Below are 17,076 nucleotides of genomic sequence, written 5' to 3' on the forward strand. Positions count from 1 at the left end.
AGTCAGATGCTCCTGTCCGCGTCGAGCATTCGATTTCCATGCTCAGGCCGAGGCGGCTTCATGAACTGCGGGTGGCCTTCGTCCCGCCAGTAGTTGACAGCAAGATCTCGACCGGATGTGCCCATACCAGGAATCCGCTCAATCTCTTCCTCCGTGCGCCACTGGCGGAGCTTTCCTTTCGCTCGAGGCTTTCCAATCTGCGACAGCCCGCCTCCGATCGCCCCTCCGAACAGTGCTCCCACGGCCATCATGACGATCTTGACACCCCAGTCGTCATGGCGCGCAGGCAGGTAGCCTAGTCCGATACCCAGCAACAGGAAGAAGAGGAAGATGGCTTTTCGCACAACGCGCTCCTAGCATCCTCGTCAGGGTAGCGGAGTAGAGCGATCAAGCCAATCCCCTCCGGGGCGATTGCAGGTGGCAAGCATGAAGCAGCGATGCCATCAACGAGCAGTCCTTCCTAAAATCGCCTCGCGTGCCCTCTCCTCCCACCCTCAGCACGCCTTGCGCCACCCCCGGTGGCGCTTTTTTTGATAGCCAACAAAGATCCGGGATTCCAAGATCAATATGGCTCCGAGATTTACTGGAGCTCCTCCCGAAAGGGTAAGCCCTTGCCACCAATCTTGCACGACACGGGAACTGCGCCGGATGCCGTCTGGATCAGGTTGACCAACAGTATCGCCAATGAATGGAATTCGCCGAAAATTTGGAAGCTTCTCTCCATGCTTCGATGAGCAATCACCCTATCGCCTCCGAGAATGATGGGGTGCTACCAGCAGTTGCAGCAGTGACACTGGCACTCCCTCGGCCATTCGTTTCATACGGGGCCATTTCAAAGCATGTTCCACTGACCAGCAAAAGGCATCGGCTAGCTTCAAGTTCTGCCCCATGGAATAGCGCTTCTCACTTGCCATTCGGATCACAAACATGCCAATCCAGCTACCCCATCAAGCTATTCCCCCGATCTGTTTCACCTCCGGACTCAGCCTTTAAGTCCTCCGAGCACCTCGTCCAGCATCTTCTTGGCGTCGCCGAACAGCATGCGGTTGTTGTCCTTGTAGAACAGCGGGTTGTCCACACCGGCGTAGCCCGAGGCCATCGAGCGTTTCATCACGATGGAGTGCCTGGCCTTCCAGACCTCGAGCACCGGCATGCCGGCGATGGGGCTGTCGGGGTCTTCCATGGCGCTGGGGTTCACGATGTCGTTGGCGCCGATCACCATGGCCACGTCCGCATCCGGGAAGTCCTGGTTGATCTCGTCCATCTCCATCACGATGTCGTAGGGCACCTTGGCCTCGGCCAGCAGCACGTTCATGTGGCCCGGCATGCGGCCGGCCACCGGGTGGATGGCGAAGCGCACCTCCACGCCCTTCTCGCGCAGCGTCTTGGTGATCTCGTACACCGTGTGCTGGGCCTGGGCCACGGCCATGCCGTAGCCGGGCACGATGATCACGCTCTTGGCCTCGCGCAGCATCTCGGCGGTTTCGGCGGCGCTGACCGGCACCACTTCGCCCTGCGGTTCGGCCGCCTTGTCACCCGTGGCCGCCTTCTTGGGCGCGCCCGAGCCAAAGCCGCCGGCGATCACGCTGATGAAGTTGCGGTTCATCGCCTGGCACATGATGTACGACAGGATGGCACCCGACGAGCCCACCAGCGCGCCGGTCACGATCAAGAGGTCGTTGTTCAGCATGAAGCCCGTGGCCGCGGCCGCCCAGCCCGAGTAGCTGTTGAGCATGGACACCACCACCGGCATGTCGGCGCCGCCGATGGCCATCACCATGTGCACGCCGAACAGCAGCGCGATCACGGTCATCACGACCAGCGGCGTCATGCCGGCCTGCACGTCGTGCGCGTTCAGGAACTGCTTGCCGAACCAGATCACCACCAGCAGCGCGGCCAAGTTGAGCCAGTGGCGGCCGGGCAGCAGCAGCGGCTTGCCGCCGATGCGGCCGGCGAGCTTGCCGAAGGCGATCAGCGAGCCGCTGAAGGTGACCGCGCCGATCAGGATGCCGATGTAGATCTCCACCTCGTGGATGGCCTTCTCGGCGCCGCTGAACTGCACCGAGGTATCGACATAGCTGGCAAAGCCGACCAGGCAGGCGGCCAGGCCCACCAGGCTGTGCATGAGCGCGACCAGCTCGGGCATCTGCGTCATCTTGACGATCTTGGCCGCATACAGGCCAATGCCGCCGCCGATGACCAGCGCGATGACGATCCAGGCGATGCCCGACGGGCTGACGCGCGGGCCAAACACGGTGGCCAGCACGGCCAGCGCCATGCCGATCATGCCGAACAGGTTGCCGCGGCGCGAGGTTTCCGGGTTGGACAATCCACCCAGGCTGAGGATGAACAGGATGGCCGCGCCCAGGTAGGCGACGGTAGCGAGACTTTGGGACATGTGCGTCTTTCCTTGCTTGTTCTTGTTATGGCTTACTTGCGGAACATGGCCAGCATGCGACGCGTGACGGCAAAGCCGCCGAACATGTTGACGGCCGTGAGCACCAGCGCGGCAAAGGCCAGCCAGAGGATCAGCCCGTCAGGCCTTCCGTTGGCGCCCGCCTCGGGCGGCGCGATCTGCACCAGTGCGCCGATGGCGATGATGCTGGAGATGGCGTTGGTCACGCTCATCAGCGGCGTGTGCAGGGCGGGCGTCACGTTCCACACTACCATGTAGCCGATGAAGCAGGCCAGCACGAACACCGTGAAGTGGCCGAGGAAGGCCGCGGGCGCATAGGCGCCGATCAGCGCGAACAGCACGGCGGCCACGGCAAACACGATGACCAGCGACTTGACCGACATGGGCGCACCGGCGCCATGGCCATGGCCGCTCTTCTTCTCGGCCACGGGTGCGGCTGCTGCCTTGGGCGCGGGCACCGGGGCTTGCTTGAGCGGCGGCGCGGGCCAGGTGATCTCGCCATCCTTGATGACGGTGAGGCCGCGGATCGCGTCGTCCTCCATGTTGACCACGGCCACGCCATCCTTGGCCTTGCACAGCTCTTCGGTCAGGCGCAGCAGGTTGGTGGCGTACAGCGTGGACGACTGCTTGGCCAGGCGCGAGGCCAGGTCCGTGTAGCCGATGATTGTCACGCCATGGCGCACCACGGCCTCGCCGGCCACGGTCAGCTCGCAGTTGCCGCCCTGCTCGGCGGCCATGTCCACGATCACGCTGCCGGGCTTCATGCTCTGCACCATCTCGGCGGTGATGAGCTTGGGCGCCGGCTTGCCGGGGATCAGCGCGGTGGTGATGATGATGTCGGCATCCTTGGCCTGCGCGGCATACATCTGGCGCTGCGCGGCCTGGAAGTCCTCGCTCATGACCTTGGCGTAGCCGCCGCCACCCGAGCCGTCCTCCTCGTAATCGACCTTGACGAACTCGCCACCCAGCGACTTGACCTGGTCGGCCACCTCGGCGCGCGTGTCGTTGGCGCGCACAATGGCGCCCAGGTTGGCCGCCGTGCCGATGGCCGCCAGGCCCGCCACGCCGGCGCCGGCGATGAAGACCTTGGCCGGCGGCACCTTGCCCGCGGCCGTGATCTGGCCGTTGAAGTAGCGGCCGAAGGCATTGGCCGCTTCGATGACAGCGCGATAGCCGGAGACACCGGCCGTGGAGGTCAGCGCATCCATCTTCTGCGCACGGCTCAGCGTGCGCGGCAGGCAGTCGATGGCCAGCACCGTGGCCTGCTTCGCGGCCAGCTGCTGCATCAGCTCGGGGTTCTGCGCGGGCCAGATGAAATCGATCAGCGTGCCGCCTTCGCGCATCAGGCCGACTTCTTCAGCGCTCGGCGGGCGTACCTTGAGCACGATGTCGGATGCGGTCCAGAGAGCCGCGGCGCCGTCGATGATCTCGGCACCCGCGGCGCGGTAGGCATCGTCGCTGAAGTTGGCCGCCTCGCCGGCGCCGGATTCGACGGCAACCGAAAAGCCCAGCTTGATGAGCTTTTCGACGACATCAGGAACCGTGGCGACACGCTTTTCCAGCGGGAAGGTTTCGCGGGGGATGCCTATGCGTTGGGCGTTACTGCGCTGCGCCGCTGAGTTTGGTGCTGTCTGCATGAAAGATCTCCTCTGTGCTATTGCAGTCCATAACGCGCTGTACCAGCCCGGTTCCAATTCGTGGACATGTCGCCCGGAGGCATCTCAGCCCACGCTTAAGGAACAAGACAGCAGACCAGATGAGCGCGATAAAACTAGATCAAGTTAACTACCAATTCCTCTAATGAGCGGCTGTCTCGAGGAAACAGCGCACGCACTGCCCGAGGATCGGCAATGCCGAACAGCATGCCGATTTGCGCCTCGTCCGCCCCTCTCGCATAGAGACTGGCCGCAACGGTGTGGCGCGCACGAAGCGCCGTCATGTTATTGAACCCGGTATGGCGGAAAATTTTTCGATAGGCCTCCTGGATACCGCGGCATTGAAACTGCTTCTGACCATTCTCTTCGTACGCGCTGATCTCAAAGCCTCGTCCACTGGATGACAAGAAAAGGCGACTGGCTGGATGAAGCCCCCTGTAGGCGCCATCGGCACCAAGACCGAGTTTGCGAGCAAGACGCTCGGAGAGGTAGCTGCCCAGCGCTTGATCCAGTTGCGCACTGCGGAAGAACAAAGGCCGCGACCGGCCATTGATTGCGACCTCTGCTCGAAGCTCAGATGCCTGGCGCACGCATCCGTTGGCATCAAGATAGTCCCGAACCTCCAGCCGGGCAATCTCCAGTGGTCGAGCGGCTGTGGCCAAGAGAATGTAGTAAAGCCCGAGGTCTTCGTGAGGTTGTGGACTCCGGCTACGAATTTGCCGAGCTCCTTCATTGATCTCTTGAGCATTGAGAATGCGAGTGTCACGACTGCTCATAGGCTTCTCCTTGCCACCCTATTCGAGAAATTGAATGGGCTTCCGATGCAAGTGGCCCAGAAACACCGTCGTGCTTTGTTCGAGCCTGCCTCCATTGCGCCTCCGTTCATTGCTTCGTTGTGGTGACCGTTCAATCGTTCTCACACCATGCAAGCACTTGATGCCACTGCGCCCCCGCATGCCAGCGTCGGATGCTGAGCCCGCGCTGTGTACGTCGTCACGCAGGACTTGTCTCTGGGCCAAGCCTTCCTTCAACAGCAACACTTGCCAGAACCGGCACCGTAGGCCGCAGCGCGGAACCGAGCAGAATCCACGCCCTATACGATTGAAGCAACAACCCTCGGCTTTGCATCAGAGACCCGCGGACCGTTCACTGCGTAATGGCCCATCCGCCGCCAAGCGCGCGATAGACGGCCACCAGACCGCCCAGGCTGCCCTGCTGCGCCTGGACCAGCGCGTCGCGCGCCGTGAGCAGGCTCCGCTCGGCGTCCAACACGGCCAAGAAGTCCGTGGCGCCGGCTTCGTAGCGCAACCGTGCCAGACGGGCCGCCTCGGCCGATTCGCGCGCCGCGTTCTCGAGCCGCGCGGCCTGCTGCACATTGCGCGTGTACTGCGCCAGCGCGCCCTCGGTTTCTTCGAGTGCGAGTTGCACAGTCTGCTCCCACTGCACCAGCGCCTGCTGGGCACGCGCCTCGCTCACACCGATGCGGTTGCGCACGCGGCCGAAGTCCAGCGCAGTCCAGGTCAGGCTGGCGCCGACGTTGCTGGTGCGGCTGGTGGCGTCGAACAAGTCAGCCGCTCGGGCGCTCGTGAAGCCAAGCAGTCCGACCAGGCTGATGCGCGGGTACAGGTCGGCCTTTGTGACGCCTATCATCGCAGTGGCTGCGGCGAGTTGGCGCTCGGCGACCCGAACGTCCGGCCGGCGCCCGAGCAGGCTCTGCGGTGTACCGACGGCGAGGCCCGCCGCCGGTACCGCCGGCAGGTTGGGCAGCGGGCGGATCTCCGCCAAAGCGCTCAGCGCCGCGCGCGGGCTGCGCCCAGTCAGGGTCGCAAGGCGGAAGGCAGCGCGCTCAAGTGCCGCTTGCAGCCCCGGGATGCTGGCCTCTGTACTCTCGACCAGTGCGCTGGCTCGCGCCACGTCCAGCGGTGTACCGCGACCGAGGTCGGAGAGCGACTTGACGATACGCTGCGACTCGCGCTGGTTCACGAGCGACTCTTGCGCGACCACCATGCGCTGCTGCAGCGCACGGTAGCCCAGGTACTGCGTGGCGACCTCGGTGCCAACGAGGCGCTGTGCGGCCAGTACCCCGGCCTCACTGGCCTGCACCTGGGCTGCGGCCGACTCGCCGGTGCGCCGCGCACGGCCAAAGAAATCGAGCTCCCAGTTGAACGCGGTCGAAACGGAAACGTAGTCGTCGGTCACCAGTTCGGTGCCGAAGAGCTGGCGCGCGCGCCCGGCACCGGCCCCGACGTTCAGCGTCGGCAGCTTGTCCGCGTCGGCGATGCCGGCGTTGGCACGCGCCTCCTGGAGGCGTGCCTGGGCGCTGCGGACGTCGGCATTGGCGAACATCGCTTCGGCGATCAGCGCATCCAACTGCGGGTCGGCAAAAGCACGCCAGAACAAAGCCGGGGGCTCGCCCGCCGCCGACGGAGTGACGAAACCTGCCTCCAGCGCGGAGGCAGGCGCCGTGTAGTCCGGACCAGCGGCGCAGCCGGCCAGCAGCATAAGCGCCACGCTGGCGATCAGGGTGCGTTCACGCACGGTCGCCTCCGTCGAGGATCGCGGAGTGGGCGAGCGCCGCTCGTGCACGCCGCCGCTCGGTGAGCCGGCGCAAAACGACATAGAACACCGGCGTCAGGAACAAGCCGAAGAAGGTCACCCCCAGCATGCCGGAGAACACCGCAATGCCCATCGCGCGCCGCATCTCGGCACCGGCACCAGAAGACAGCACGAGCGGGATCACACCTGCGATGAAAGCGATCGAGGTCATCAGGATGGGACGTAGCCGCATGTGCGTGGCGTGCACGATGGCATCCACGATCGTCTCGCCTTTCTCCTCCAGTTCCTTGGCGAACTCGACGATGAGGATCGCGTTCTTGCACGCCAGGCCCACCAGCACGACCAGCGCCACCTTGGTGAAGATGTTGTTGTCACCCGGCGCACCGAGCAGCCCGCTGATCCACACGCCAGCCATCGCCGACAGAATGCTCATCGGCACGATCAGAAGAATAGCCAGCGGCAGAGTCCAACTCTCGTAGGTGGCCGCCAGCACCAGAAACACCAGCAGCACGCACAGCGGAAAGATGTAGACCATCGTGTTGCCGGCGATCTTTTCCTGGTAGACCAGTTCTGTCCACTCGTAACCCATGCCACGCGGCAGGGTCTCAGCCAGGATCTTCTCCATCTCTGCCTGCGCCTGTCCCGAACTCACGCCAGGTTTGGGCGCGCCGTTGACGTCGGCCGAGAAAAAGCCGTTGTAACGCGTCACCGCGCCGGGTCCAAAGGTGGGCTGCACCGTCATCACCGCAGCCAGGGGGACCATCTGGCCCCGGTTGTTCCGCACCTTGAGGTTGTCGATGTCCTCCGGCCGGCCGCGAAACGGCGCGTCAGCCTGCACGATCACCTGGAAGGTGCGACCGAAGCGGTTGAAGTCGTTGACGTACAGCGAACCCAAATAGGTCTGCATGGTCTCGTAGACGTCCGACAGGCTCACACCCATCTGCTTGGCCTTGGTGCGGTCAACGTTCGCGTACAACTGCGGCACGTTGATCTGGTAGCTGCTGAAGAACTGCGTGATGCCGCTTTGCGGATTCCCGTAAACACGCCCCATCAACTGCTGCACCACGCCCTGCATCGCCTCCTCGCCCAGCGAGGCGCGGTCCTGGATCTGCAGCTTGAAACCGCTGGCATTGCCCAGCCCGTTGACCGGTGGAGGCGAGAGCACGAACAGGAAGGCATCCTCGATCGCACTGATGCGCATGTTGATCTGGCCGACGATGGCCTCCGCACTGAGGTCGGGCGTCTTGCGCTTCTCGAACTCGTCAAGGCCGAAGAACGCGACACCGGCATTCGGTGCGGCGGTGAAGCCGCTGATCGACAGGCCTGGGAAGGCCGTCGAGTCCTTCACGCCCGGCACGCCCTTAGCGATGGTGGACAGGCGCTCCATCACTTCCGTCGTGCGCGCCAGGCTCGCGCCTTCGGGCAGTTGCGCGATGCCAATCAGATACTGCTTGTCCTGCTGCGGCACGAAGCCCGGCGGCACGCGCAGGAACAACAGCGCGGTGAGCACCAGCAGCACGGCATAGATGACCAACGAGATGGTCTTGCGCCGCGCGACGATCGTCGTCACGCTTCCCGAGTAGTTCTCCGAACTGCGTTTGAAGACCCGGTTGAACCAGCGGAAGAAGCCGCCGAACACGGCGTCCATTGCGCGCGTCAGCCGGTCCTTGGGTGCGTCGTGCGGGCGCAGAAGGATGGCAGCCATCGCCGGCGAAAGAGTCAGTGAATTGAAGGCCGAGATCACCGTCGAAATTGCGATGGTGACCGCAAACTGCCGGTAGAACTGCCCCTCCAAACCCGCAACGAAGGCCAGCGGCACGAACACCGCGCACAGCACCAGACCGATCGCGATGATGGGGCCGGACACCTCCCGCATCGCCTGGACCGCGGCGTCGCGCGGACTCAGGCCAGCCTCGATATTGCGCTCGACGTTCTCGACCACCACGATCGCGTCGTCGACCACGATGCCGATTGACAGCACCAGGCCGAACAACGTCAACGTGTTGACCGAAAACCCCAGTGCGAACAGCGCCGCGAAGGTACCGACCACCGACACCGGCACGGCCAGCAGCGGAATGATGGAGGCCCGCCAAGTCTGCAGGAAAACGACCACCACCAGTACCACCAGCGCAATCGCCTCGAACAACGTGGTGACCACCTTCTCGATCGAGGTGCGCACAAAGCGGGTCGGGTCGTAGACGATCTGGTAGTCGACGCCCGGCGGGAAGTCTTTCTTCAGCTCGTCCATCGTCGTGCGCACAGCATTCGACAGTGCCAGTGCGTTCGAATTAGGCCCCTGTAAAATGCCGACCGCCGCTGCCTCCTTGTTATTGAGCAGTGAGCCGAGCGCGTAGGTGTTGGGGCCCAACTCGACGCGGCCGACGTCCTTGATGCGCACCAGCGTGCCATCGGCAGTGTCGGCGCTGACAATGACGTCCGCGAACTCGGCCTCACTGGTCAGGCGCCCCTGGGTGTTGACGGCGAGCTGGAAGTCCGTGTGCCCCGACGCGGGCGGCGCGCCCACCACGCCAGCGGCCACCTGCGCGTTCTGTTCGCGCAAAGCCTTGACGACGTCGGCCGAGGTCAGGTTGCGTGCAGCAAGCTTGTTCGGGTCGAGCCAGACACGCATCGCATAGTCGCCCGAACCGAAGGTCAGCACGCTGCCGATGCCCGGGATGCGCAGCAGCTGGTCGCGCACGTTGAGCGCAGCATAGTTGCGCAGATAAAGCGCATCGTAGCGATCGTCCGGCGACACCATGTGCACAATCATGATGAAGTTCGGCGAACTCTTCTCGATGGTCACGCCGATCTGGCGCACGATCTCCGGCAACCGTGGCAGTGCACGGTTGACGCGGTTCTGCACCTCGGTGGCGGCCGCCTCGGGGTTGGTACCGATCTTGAAGCTGACCGTCAGCGTCATCGCCCCGTCGGCCGATGCCTGGCTGTTCATGTACAGCATGTTCTCCACACCGTTGATCTGTTCCTCCAAGGGAGTGGCAACGGTTTCGGCAATGACGCGCGGGTTGGCTCCAGGGAACTGTGCCCGCACCACCACCTGCGGCGGCGTGACCTCCGGGTACTCGGAGATGGGCAGGCGCGGCAGCGCGATGAGGCCCACCAGAAAAATCATGATCGACAGCACCGCGGCAAATCGCGGTCTATCGATGAAGAAGCTCGAGATATTCATGGAGTGAGCCTCCTCACGACTTCTTGGATCCCGAGCCGGCAGGCGAACCGGGCATGGAAGGTGGCGGGGCCTCGACCGGCATGCCGCGTTCGTCGACAGCCAACACCTGCGGTGCCAGTGGCGCACCCGGGCGCACGCGTTGCAGACCGTTGACGACCACCAGTTCACCGGCTTGCAGCCCACTTGTGATGACACGCATGCCGTCCAACAGCGCGCCGAGCTTGACATCGCGGAACTGGGCAATCTTGTCGTCGCCCACAACAAACACGAAGCGTCTGCTTTGGTCGGTGCCGATCGCTCGATCCGGAATCAACACCGCGGCTGCGCTGCCGCCGTTGCCGAGGCGCACGCGGACGAACATGCCTGGCACGAAGTGACGATCCTTGTTGTCCACGATCGCACGCATACGGATCGCGCCGGTCGCAGGATTGAGCCGGTTGTCGATAAAGTCGACACTGGCGGCATGCGGGTAGCCTAGCTCGTCCGCCAGGCCCAGTTCGACCTTTTGCACAGCCTTGCTGGCACTGGCGCGGGCACGCAGGAAGGCCTGCTCGGAGACGTCAAACCAAGCGTGCACCCTGTCCTGTGCGATCAGCGTGGTCAGCACCGGGTCACCTACGCTCACCAGATTACCGGCGGTGATGTTGGCACGAGAGACCTTGCCGGCGATCGGTGCACGGATCAGCGCATACTCGACGTTCAGTTTCGCGGCATTGACGGCCGCCTCGGCTGCACGCACCGCAGCTTGGGCATTGCGCAGCGCAGCTTCGGTCCGGTCGGCCTCCTGCTGCGAGACAGCCTTTTGTTCAACCAGTTTGCTGGTGCGGGCCTGTTCGGTCGCCGCCAGCGCCGCTGCGGTGCGCGCCGCCACGAGTTGCGCCTCTGCACGCGTCAGCTCGATGGTGAAAGGGCGCGGGTCTATCGTGAACAGCGGCTCGCCGCGCTTGACCTCCTGGCCGTCTCGGAAGTGCACGCGCTCGATAGAGCCAGCGACCCGCGCGCGCACCTCGACTGCTTCCACCGCTTCGATGCGGCCACTGAACTCCTCGTGGAGCTGTACTGTCTTTTGCACTGCCGGTGCCACGGAGACCGATGGCGCCATGGGCGGCCCGCCCTGGGCCTGGCTGTTGCGGCAGCCTGCCAGCAGTGCGCTGCCAACGGCGAGCACCGCGAACAGGAGTGGGAAAACAGGGAATCGGCGCATCGCAGCAACAACAGACATGGCTTTTCCTTCGAACAGAAACCGTCAAGCCGCCTCGCAGGCGGACTGATAGGAAGAGTGGTGTGACCGTCCAGCCCCGCCAAAGACAGCGATGACGCCTGCGCACGTGCGAATCGTGGTTCATGCCATCGGTGACCGGCACGAAGACGACATGCGCATCGCTCAGTTCCTTCCGGATGGCGACCGTGCCATCTGGAAGGATTCGGCGTGGGTGGGTCCGCTGCTTGAGCGTTGCCTGCGGCCTATTTCATGGAGCGCAACCGCAAGGCATTGAAGATCACCGAAACCGAGCTCAAGCTCATCGCCAGCGCAGCGATCATCGGTGACAGCAGCCAGCCCGTGAAAGGGAACAGAACCCCTGCAGCGATCGGAACGCCAATGCCGTTGTAGATAAAGGCAAACATCAGGTTCTGCCGCATGTTGCGCACCGTATCGACGGAGACTTCACGCGCTGCCGCAATGCCGCGCAGATCTCCCTTGATCAAGGTGACCTGACCGCTGTTCATCGCGACATCGGTGCCCGTCCCCATGGCCACACCCACGTCTGCCTTGGCCAGCGCGGGAGCATCGTTGATGCCATCTCCGGCCATAGCGACCACATGGCCCTGATTCTGCAGCCGCTCCACCAGCGCCAGTTTGTCGGCGGGCTTGACCTCACCATGCACTTCATCAATGCCCAGCTTGGCTCCTACAGCCTTGGCGGTGGAGACCCCATCGCCCGTAGCCATGACGATGCGCAGACCGCTGGCTTGCAAGGTGTGGATAGCCTCTGGCGTGCTGGTTTTGATCGGATCGGTAACCGCCAGAATCCCCGCGAACTGGCCATCAATGGCCAAGTGCATGATGCTGGCACCTTCGCTACGCAGGCGCTCCCCGGTGGCCTGCAATTCCAGCACGTCAACGCCTTCCTGTTCCATCAGCGCCGTATTGCCCAAAGCCAGGTGCTTACCCTCAACGACGCCACGCACACCGACGCCACTCCCCGACTCGAAATCGGTAGGCTTTGCCAATTGCAGCCCCTGGGCACGGGCCGCGCTGACGATGGCATCGGCCAGAGGGTGTTCACTGCCCTGATCCAGGCTGGCGGCCAGCCTCAGAATCTCCTTGGGCGCGAAGCGAGTGGTTGCATAGACGGCATTGAACGCGGGCTTGCCTTCCGTGAGGGTCCCGGTCTTGTCCACGATCAGGGTATCGATCTCGCGCATCTTTTCGATCGCACGGGCATCCCGGAACAGAACGCCTTGCTTGGCCGCACGGCCGGTGGCCACCATCACCGACATGGGCGTTGCCAGCCCCAAAGCACACGGGCAGGCGATGATCAGCACGGCCACCGCGTTGATCAGCCCGAACACCCAGCTCGGCTCCGGTCCAAACAGGCCCCACACGAAGAAGGTGGCAATGGCGATCAACACCACCACCAAGACGAACTTGCCCGCCACCACGTCGGCCATGCGCTGCATGGGCGCCTTGGAGCGCTGGGCCGAGGCGACCATCTGCACGATCTGCGACAGCATAGTGGCCGCCCCGACTTTCTCGGACCGCATCACCAGGGCACCGTTGGTGTTGAGTGTGGCGCCGATCAGCTTGTCGCCGATACGCTTGCTGACCGGTACCGGCTCACCGGTCAGCATGGATTCGTCGACCGCGCTGCGCCCTTCCGTGACAACACCATCGACTGGGACTTTCTCGCCGGGGCGCACGCGCAGCAGGTCGCCAACATGCACTTGATTGAGCGGCACATCCTCCTCGCTGCCATCCGCGTTAATACGGCGCGCGGTCTTCGGTGCCAGTCCCAGTAGAGACTTGATGGCTGCGGAGGTCTGGGAGCGTGCCTTCAACTCGATGATCTGGCCCAGCATGGTCAGGGAAATGATGACCACCGCCGCCTCGAAGTACACGGCCACGCGGCCCATCGACACGAATGAGCTGGGAAACACATCCGGAGCAACGGTGGCGACGACGCTGTAGACAAAGGCAGCCCCCGATCCCAGGCCAATCAGCGTCCACATATTCGGACTGCGGCGGACGATCGATTGCCACCCTCGCACAAAGAACGGCCAGCCGGTCCACAGCACCACGGGTACCGACAGGACCAACTCAACCCATGTCTGGGTCTGCATGCTGAACCAGCCCAGGCCATGGCCAAACATGGCCAGAACGGTGACAACCAGCGTGAGCGGCAGCGTCCACCAGAATCGCCGCTGAAAATCCTTCAACTCGCTGTTGTCTTCCTCGTCCAGCGGAATGAGCGGCTCCAACGACATGCCGCACTTGGGGCAGTCGCCCGGATGGTCCTGCTGCACCTCGGGGTGCATGGGACAGGTGTAGATCGTGCCTGCAGGCATCTGCGCCGGCACGTCAACGGGTTCCGGCTGCGCTTGCTTCTCCATATGGCAAGCATGATGGCTGTGGTCATGCGCATCACCCGAGCCATGCTGAGCCTCGAGTTCAGGCACTAGATGCATCTTGCACTTGGGGCATCTGCCAGGCTGGTCCTGGCGAACCTCTGGGTGTATGGGACATTCGTAGATCGTGGCGGTAGGCACCTGCGCCGGCAAGTCAGTCATTTCCGGCAGTGCGGAGCTTCCCTCAGGGGGGGGCCTGATGGCCGTGATGATGTGCACCAGCCGCACCGTGGCCCGCTTCACCTTCAGGCACGAGATGCATCTTGCACTTGGGGCAGCGGCCGGGGTGGTCCTGACGCACCTCCGGATGCATCGGGCAAACATAGCGCTCAGCGCCCCCCGTCGACACGGCCGTCTTGTGCATGGAGTGATGGGAATGCGAAAACAGACTCATCTCATGGCCTTTCATAAAGCTGGATCAGCTTCTTCTGAATTGTGTTCATGACTTCTTTGTGTAGTTCTATCGGAACCCCTGCCATCCCTCCTGCGGGATCAACGGTGATCGACGAGCGCCTGCCTGCAGAGGCGGTCACTGCCGATTCCCCAAGGACACTCTGTCCTCTCTGACTTTGCTCCTCGTCAATTTGGACGGAACCCAAGCACGCAAGGCTCACGGCATCCGCTTTGGTGACTGGCTGGCGGGCCCCCTTACTTGTGCGCAACGTCATCGTGCTGGCTTGCGCTTGCTCCCTGTCCGGGCACGTCCTCATCTGCTTCTGGAGGTTCGGCAGAATCGTCTTGCCTCCCAAAACGAACTCGCGCCTGGGCCATGTTGAGCCAGCCCATGCCATAGCCCCAAACGGACATGGTGGTGGCCACTACCGCAAGCGGCAGCGCCCACCAGAATCGCCAATGGAAATCCGCCAGTGCGTGGCTGTCCTGCTCGACCCGCGAAATGGACGACCCCAGCGCCCTGCCGCACTTAGAACAGCCACCCGGATGGTCCTGTCGGACCTCGGGGTGCACGAGGCAGGTGTAGATCATGTCTGCGGGCGTTTCCACTGGCGCGCCAATGCGGCTTTGCGCAGAGACCTCCTTCAACGCGGCGGTCTTTTGCGTAGATCGATGTGGACGTGACGAGTTGCTCATCTCAAGGCCTTTCACATTACTGGTCTTGATCCTGGGTGGCAGGGTTCACGCCATGCGCCTCCACTAGCGCTTGGCTGACCATGCCTTCACAGCAACGATGACCAGTCCGACTAGAGGCCGGAATCAGGACGCGGGCCGAATCTCGGTCACAACCATCTTTCCGCCCTCCTTGATGACAACAAACTTCACCTTGTCGCCAGCCTTCACACCGGACAACAGGCTCTTGTCCTTGACGGGAAAGACCATGGTCATTCCGGGCATGTCGAGGTTCTTGATGTCCCCGTGCTTGATGGTGACCTTGCTGTTGTCCGCATCGACCTTCCTGATTTCGCCATCGGTCAACATGTTGGCCTGGGTTGCTGCAGCCTGACCCTGAGCAGGGGTGGATTGAGCATGGCTTACCAGGGGCATCGCGACGCCCATGGCCAGGGCGGTAGTCGCCAGAATCTTTTGCATAGTGTTCATGATTTCCTCGTGTGGGTCTGTTGAAAATCCCGCCGATCCATTCCTCGGGATCGGCTGTCATGGGAGAAGACAGCGCCAGCCGCCAGGAACCACGGCTGCCAGTTCCTGGTTGGCCGATGCCTTACTTCTTGCTGACCTGGACAACGCCTCTCATGCCAGCCTCGTAGTGACCGGGGATCAGGCAGGCAAAGTTCACGGTGCCCGCCTTGGTGAACTGCCAGACAATCTCGCCTTGCTTGCCTGGCGCCAGCGTCACCTTGCCGGGCTCTTCATGCTCCATGTCGGGGAACTTGCGCATCTGCTCGAGGTGCTCGAGCAGTTCCTTCTCGGTGCCCAGGCTCAGCTCATGCTTGACCTGTCCGGTGTTTTTCACCGTGAAGCGGACTGTCTCGCCCTGCTTGACCTGAATGCTCGACGGCGTGAATCGCATGGTGTCCGCCATGTCGATGTTGATAGTCCGGGTGGCCTTGGAGGCCACACCGGGCTTGCCAATGGCTGTTTCTTCGTTTGCACCATGTCCGTGGGCATGTCCACCTGCGTGGTTACCGGCAGCAAATGCTGCTCCCGATGCGGCAAGCACCGCCATCGCGAAGACATGAGAAATAGTGAACCGTGTGAATGTCATGAACGCTCTCCAGAAAGAATTGAAAAAGAAACTCAGTGCCCGTCATGCGCCTTGGGCTTGCGCACCTTGACTTCGGTGGGCACCGCAGGTTTGCGCACGCGCGGCATGGACTGCCCGCCCTCGGCGCTGAAACGTGCGGGCTCGGCGATGGGACCGGTGTACTTGTGTGCCACCGTGCCAGGGGGATGCTTGAACCAGCCCGGATCCTTGTAGTCACCGGGCTTCTGGTCGCGGCGCACCTTCACCACGCTGAACATGCCCCCCATTTCCACCGAGCCGAACGGCCCCTGGCCCGTCATCATGGGGATGGTGTTGTCGGGAATGGGCATCTCCATCTCGGTCATGTCCGCCATCCCGCGCTCGCCCATGGCCATGTAGTCCGGGACGAGGTTGTTGATCTGCTTGGCAAGGCCGCGGTGGTCCACACCGATGAGCGTTGGCAGGTCGTGCCCCATGGCGTTCATGGTGTGATGGCTCTTGTGGCAGTGGAAGGCCCAGTCGCCCTCCTCGTCGGCCAGGAACTCGATCTGGCGCATCTGGCCCACGGCCACATCGGCGGTCACCTCGTACAAGCGCGTGCTCTTGGGTGTCGGTCCACCGTCCGTGCCGGTGATAAGGAACTCATGACCATGCAAATGCATCGGGTGATTGGTCATGGTGAGGTTGCCGAAGCGAATCCGCACCTTGTCGTTGAGGCGGACATTCAGGGAATCGATGCCCGGAAAGACGCGGCTGTTCCATGTCCACATGTTGAAGTTCGTCATCTCCGCGACTCTGGGCGTGGCGGACCCCGGCTCAATATCGTAGGAACTGAGCAGGAAGCAGAAGTCCCGGTGCACTTCGTCGATCAGAGGATGCTTGGTCTTCGGATGGGTGACCCAGAAGCCCATCATGCCCATGGCCATCTGCACCATCTCGTCCGCGTGCGGGTGGTACATGAAGGTTCCAGGCCGACGCGCGACGAATTCGTAGACGAAGGTTTCCCCGGACGGGATGGCGGGTTGATTCAGCCCTGCCACGCCGTCCATCCCATTGGGCAGCCGCTGGCCATGCCAGTGGATGCTGGTGTGCTCGGGGAGTTTGTTGGTGACGAAGATGCGCACGCGATCCCCTTCCACCACCTCGATCGTGGGACCGGGGCTCTGGCCGTTGTAGCCCCACAAGTGAGCCTTCATGCCGGGGGCCATCTCGCGCACCACCGGCTCGGCCACCAGGTGGAACTCCTTGACGCCCTGGTTCATGCGCCACGGCAGAGTCCAGCCATTGAGCGTGACTACCGGGTTGTAGGGCCGGCCCGAATTGGGCACCAGCGGCGCCATGGTGTCGGAACTGGACTGGATCACCGGTTCGGGCAGGGCTGCCATCGCTACACGGCTCACCGCGCTGGCGGCCACCGCGCCACCAGCGATGCCGGCGGCCCTGAAAAAGTCTCTTCTGGATTTCATAGGCTTGGTCT

12 protein-coding genes are annotated in these 17,076 nt (G+C 63.1%); all 12 read right to left on the reverse strand.

Features of this window, described 5'->3' with window-relative positions; genetic code table 11:
- Nucleotides 1-2: 2 nt before the first annotated feature.
- The 12 genes from U6958_RS18285 to U6958_RS18345 all read right to left on the reverse strand — a co-directional run bounded on the left by U6958_RS18285 (nt 3) and on the right by U6958_RS18345 (nt 17,065).
- Nucleotides 3-344 carry a hypothetical protein gene (locus U6958_RS18285; RefSeq protein WP_074923247.1) on the reverse strand — a complete coding sequence of 114 codons (342 nt, stop codon included), beginning with the start codon at nt 342-344 and terminating at the stop codon, nt 3-5.
- Between the two features lie 638 nt (nt 345-982).
- A complete protein-coding gene (pntB, locus tag U6958_RS18290) occupies nt 983-2,398 on the reverse strand; it encodes a Re/Si-specific NAD(P)(+) transhydrogenase subunit beta (protein WP_074923248.1) in 1,416 nt (471 codons plus the stop codon).
- Between the two features lie 32 nt (nt 2,399-2,430).
- Nucleotides 2,431-4,053 carry a Re/Si-specific NAD(P)(+) transhydrogenase subunit alpha gene (locus U6958_RS18295; protein WP_074923249.1) on the reverse strand — a complete coding sequence of 541 codons (1,623 nt, stop codon included), beginning with the start codon at nt 4,051-4,053 and terminating at the stop codon, nt 2,431-2,433.
- Nucleotides 4,054-4,187: 134 nt separating this feature from the next.
- Nucleotides 4,188-4,847: a site-specific integrase gene (locus tag U6958_RS18300; protein ID WP_074923250.1), complete on the reverse strand. Its 660-nt coding sequence runs from the start codon at nt 4,845-4,847 to the stop codon at nt 4,188-4,190.
- 370 nt (nt 4,848-5,217) lie between these two features.
- Nucleotides 5,218-6,609: an efflux transporter outer membrane subunit gene (locus tag U6958_RS18305; RefSeq protein WP_244160535.1), complete on the reverse strand. Its 1,392-nt coding sequence runs from the start codon at nt 6,607-6,609 to the stop codon at nt 5,218-5,220.
- Entirely contained in the window at nt 6,602-9,814 is a 3,213-nt protein-coding gene (locus U6958_RS18310) for an efflux RND transporter permease subunit (protein WP_074923251.1), read from the reverse strand. Before U6958_RS18310 ends, U6958_RS18305 begins: the two co-directional genes overlap by 8 nt.
- Nucleotides 9,815-9,827: 13 nt before the next feature.
- Complete coding sequence (locus U6958_RS18315; RefSeq protein WP_074923252.1) at nt 9,828-11,036, reverse strand: efflux RND transporter periplasmic adaptor subunit; 1,209 nt, start codon at nt 11,034-11,036, stop codon at nt 9,828-9,830.
- A 242-nt stretch (nt 11,037-11,278) separates the two neighbouring features.
- On the reverse strand, nt 11,279-13,765 hold the full coding sequence (locus tag U6958_RS18320; RefSeq protein WP_404997195.1) for a copper-transporting P-type ATPase: 2,487 nt from the start codon (nt 13,763-13,765) through the stop codon (nt 11,279-11,281).
- Between the two features lie 324 nt (nt 13,766-14,089).
- Nucleotides 14,090-14,530 (reverse strand): heavy metal-binding domain-containing protein, encoded by a 441-nt coding sequence (locus tag U6958_RS18330; protein WP_143044639.1) that lies wholly within the window; start codon nt 14,528-14,530, stop codon nt 14,090-14,092.
- A 123-nt stretch (nt 14,531-14,653) separates the two neighbouring features.
- Complete coding sequence (locus U6958_RS18335; protein WP_016446936.1) at nt 14,654-14,995, reverse strand: copper-binding protein; 342 nt, start codon at nt 14,993-14,995, stop codon at nt 14,654-14,656.
- Between the two features lie 121 nt (nt 14,996-15,116).
- Complete coding sequence (locus U6958_RS18340; RefSeq protein ID WP_016446935.1) at nt 15,117-15,620, reverse strand: plastocyanin/azurin family copper-binding protein; 504 nt, start codon at nt 15,618-15,620, stop codon at nt 15,117-15,119.
- Between the two features lie 32 nt (nt 15,621-15,652).
- On the reverse strand, nt 15,653-17,065 hold the full coding sequence (locus U6958_RS18345; RefSeq protein ID WP_034400187.1) for a multicopper oxidase family protein: 1,413 nt from the start codon (nt 17,063-17,065) through the stop codon (nt 15,653-15,655).
- Between the last annotated feature and the right edge of the window lie 11 nt (nt 17,066-17,076).

Source organism: Delftia lacustris, assembly GCF_040267515.1.
In the GTDB taxonomy this organism is placed as follows: domain Bacteria; phylum Pseudomonadota; class Gammaproteobacteria; order Burkholderiales; family Burkholderiaceae_C; genus Comamonas; species Comamonas tsuruhatensis.

What these genes read in the sequence shown, in the direction of transcription:
- pntB (WP_074923248.1), bottom strand. Translation starts at nt 2,398, where the DNA reads ATGTCCCAAAGTCTCGCTACCGTCGCCTACCTGGGCGCGGCCATCCTG.
- U6958_RS18295 (WP_074923249.1), bottom strand. Translation starts at nt 4,053, where the DNA reads ATGCAGACAGCACCAAACTCAGCGGCGCAGCGCAGTAACGCCCAACGC.
- U6958_RS18300 (WP_074923250.1), bottom strand. Translation starts at nt 4,847, where the DNA reads ATGAGCAGTCGTGACACTCGCATTCTCAATGCTCAAGAGATCAATGAA.
- U6958_RS18310 (WP_074923251.1), bottom strand. Translation starts at nt 9,814, where the DNA reads ATGAATATCTCGAGCTTCTTCATCGATAGACCGCGATTTGCCGCGGTG.
- U6958_RS18315 (WP_074923252.1), bottom strand. Translation starts at nt 11,036, where the DNA reads ATGTCTGTTGTTGCTGCGATGCGCCGATTCCCTGTTTTCCCACTCCTG.
- U6958_RS18320 (WP_404997195.1), bottom strand. Translation starts at nt 13,765, where the DNA reads ATGTTTGCCCGATGCATCCGGAGGTGCGTCAGGACCACCCCGGCCGCT.
- U6958_RS18330 (WP_143044639.1), bottom strand. Translation starts at nt 14,530, where the DNA reads ATGAGCAACTCGTCACGTCCACATCGATCTACGCAAAAGACCGCCGCG.
- U6958_RS18335 (WP_016446936.1), bottom strand. Translation starts at nt 14,995, where the DNA reads ATGAACACTATGCAAAAGATTCTGGCGACTACCGCCCTGGCCATGGGC.
- U6958_RS18340 (WP_016446935.1), bottom strand. Translation starts at nt 15,620, where the DNA reads ATGACATTCACACGGTTCACTATTTCTCATGTCTTCGCGATGGCGGTG.
- U6958_RS18345 (WP_034400187.1), bottom strand. Translation starts at nt 17,065, where the DNA reads ATGAAATCCAGAAGAGACTTTTTCAGGGCCGCCGGCATCGCTGGTGGC.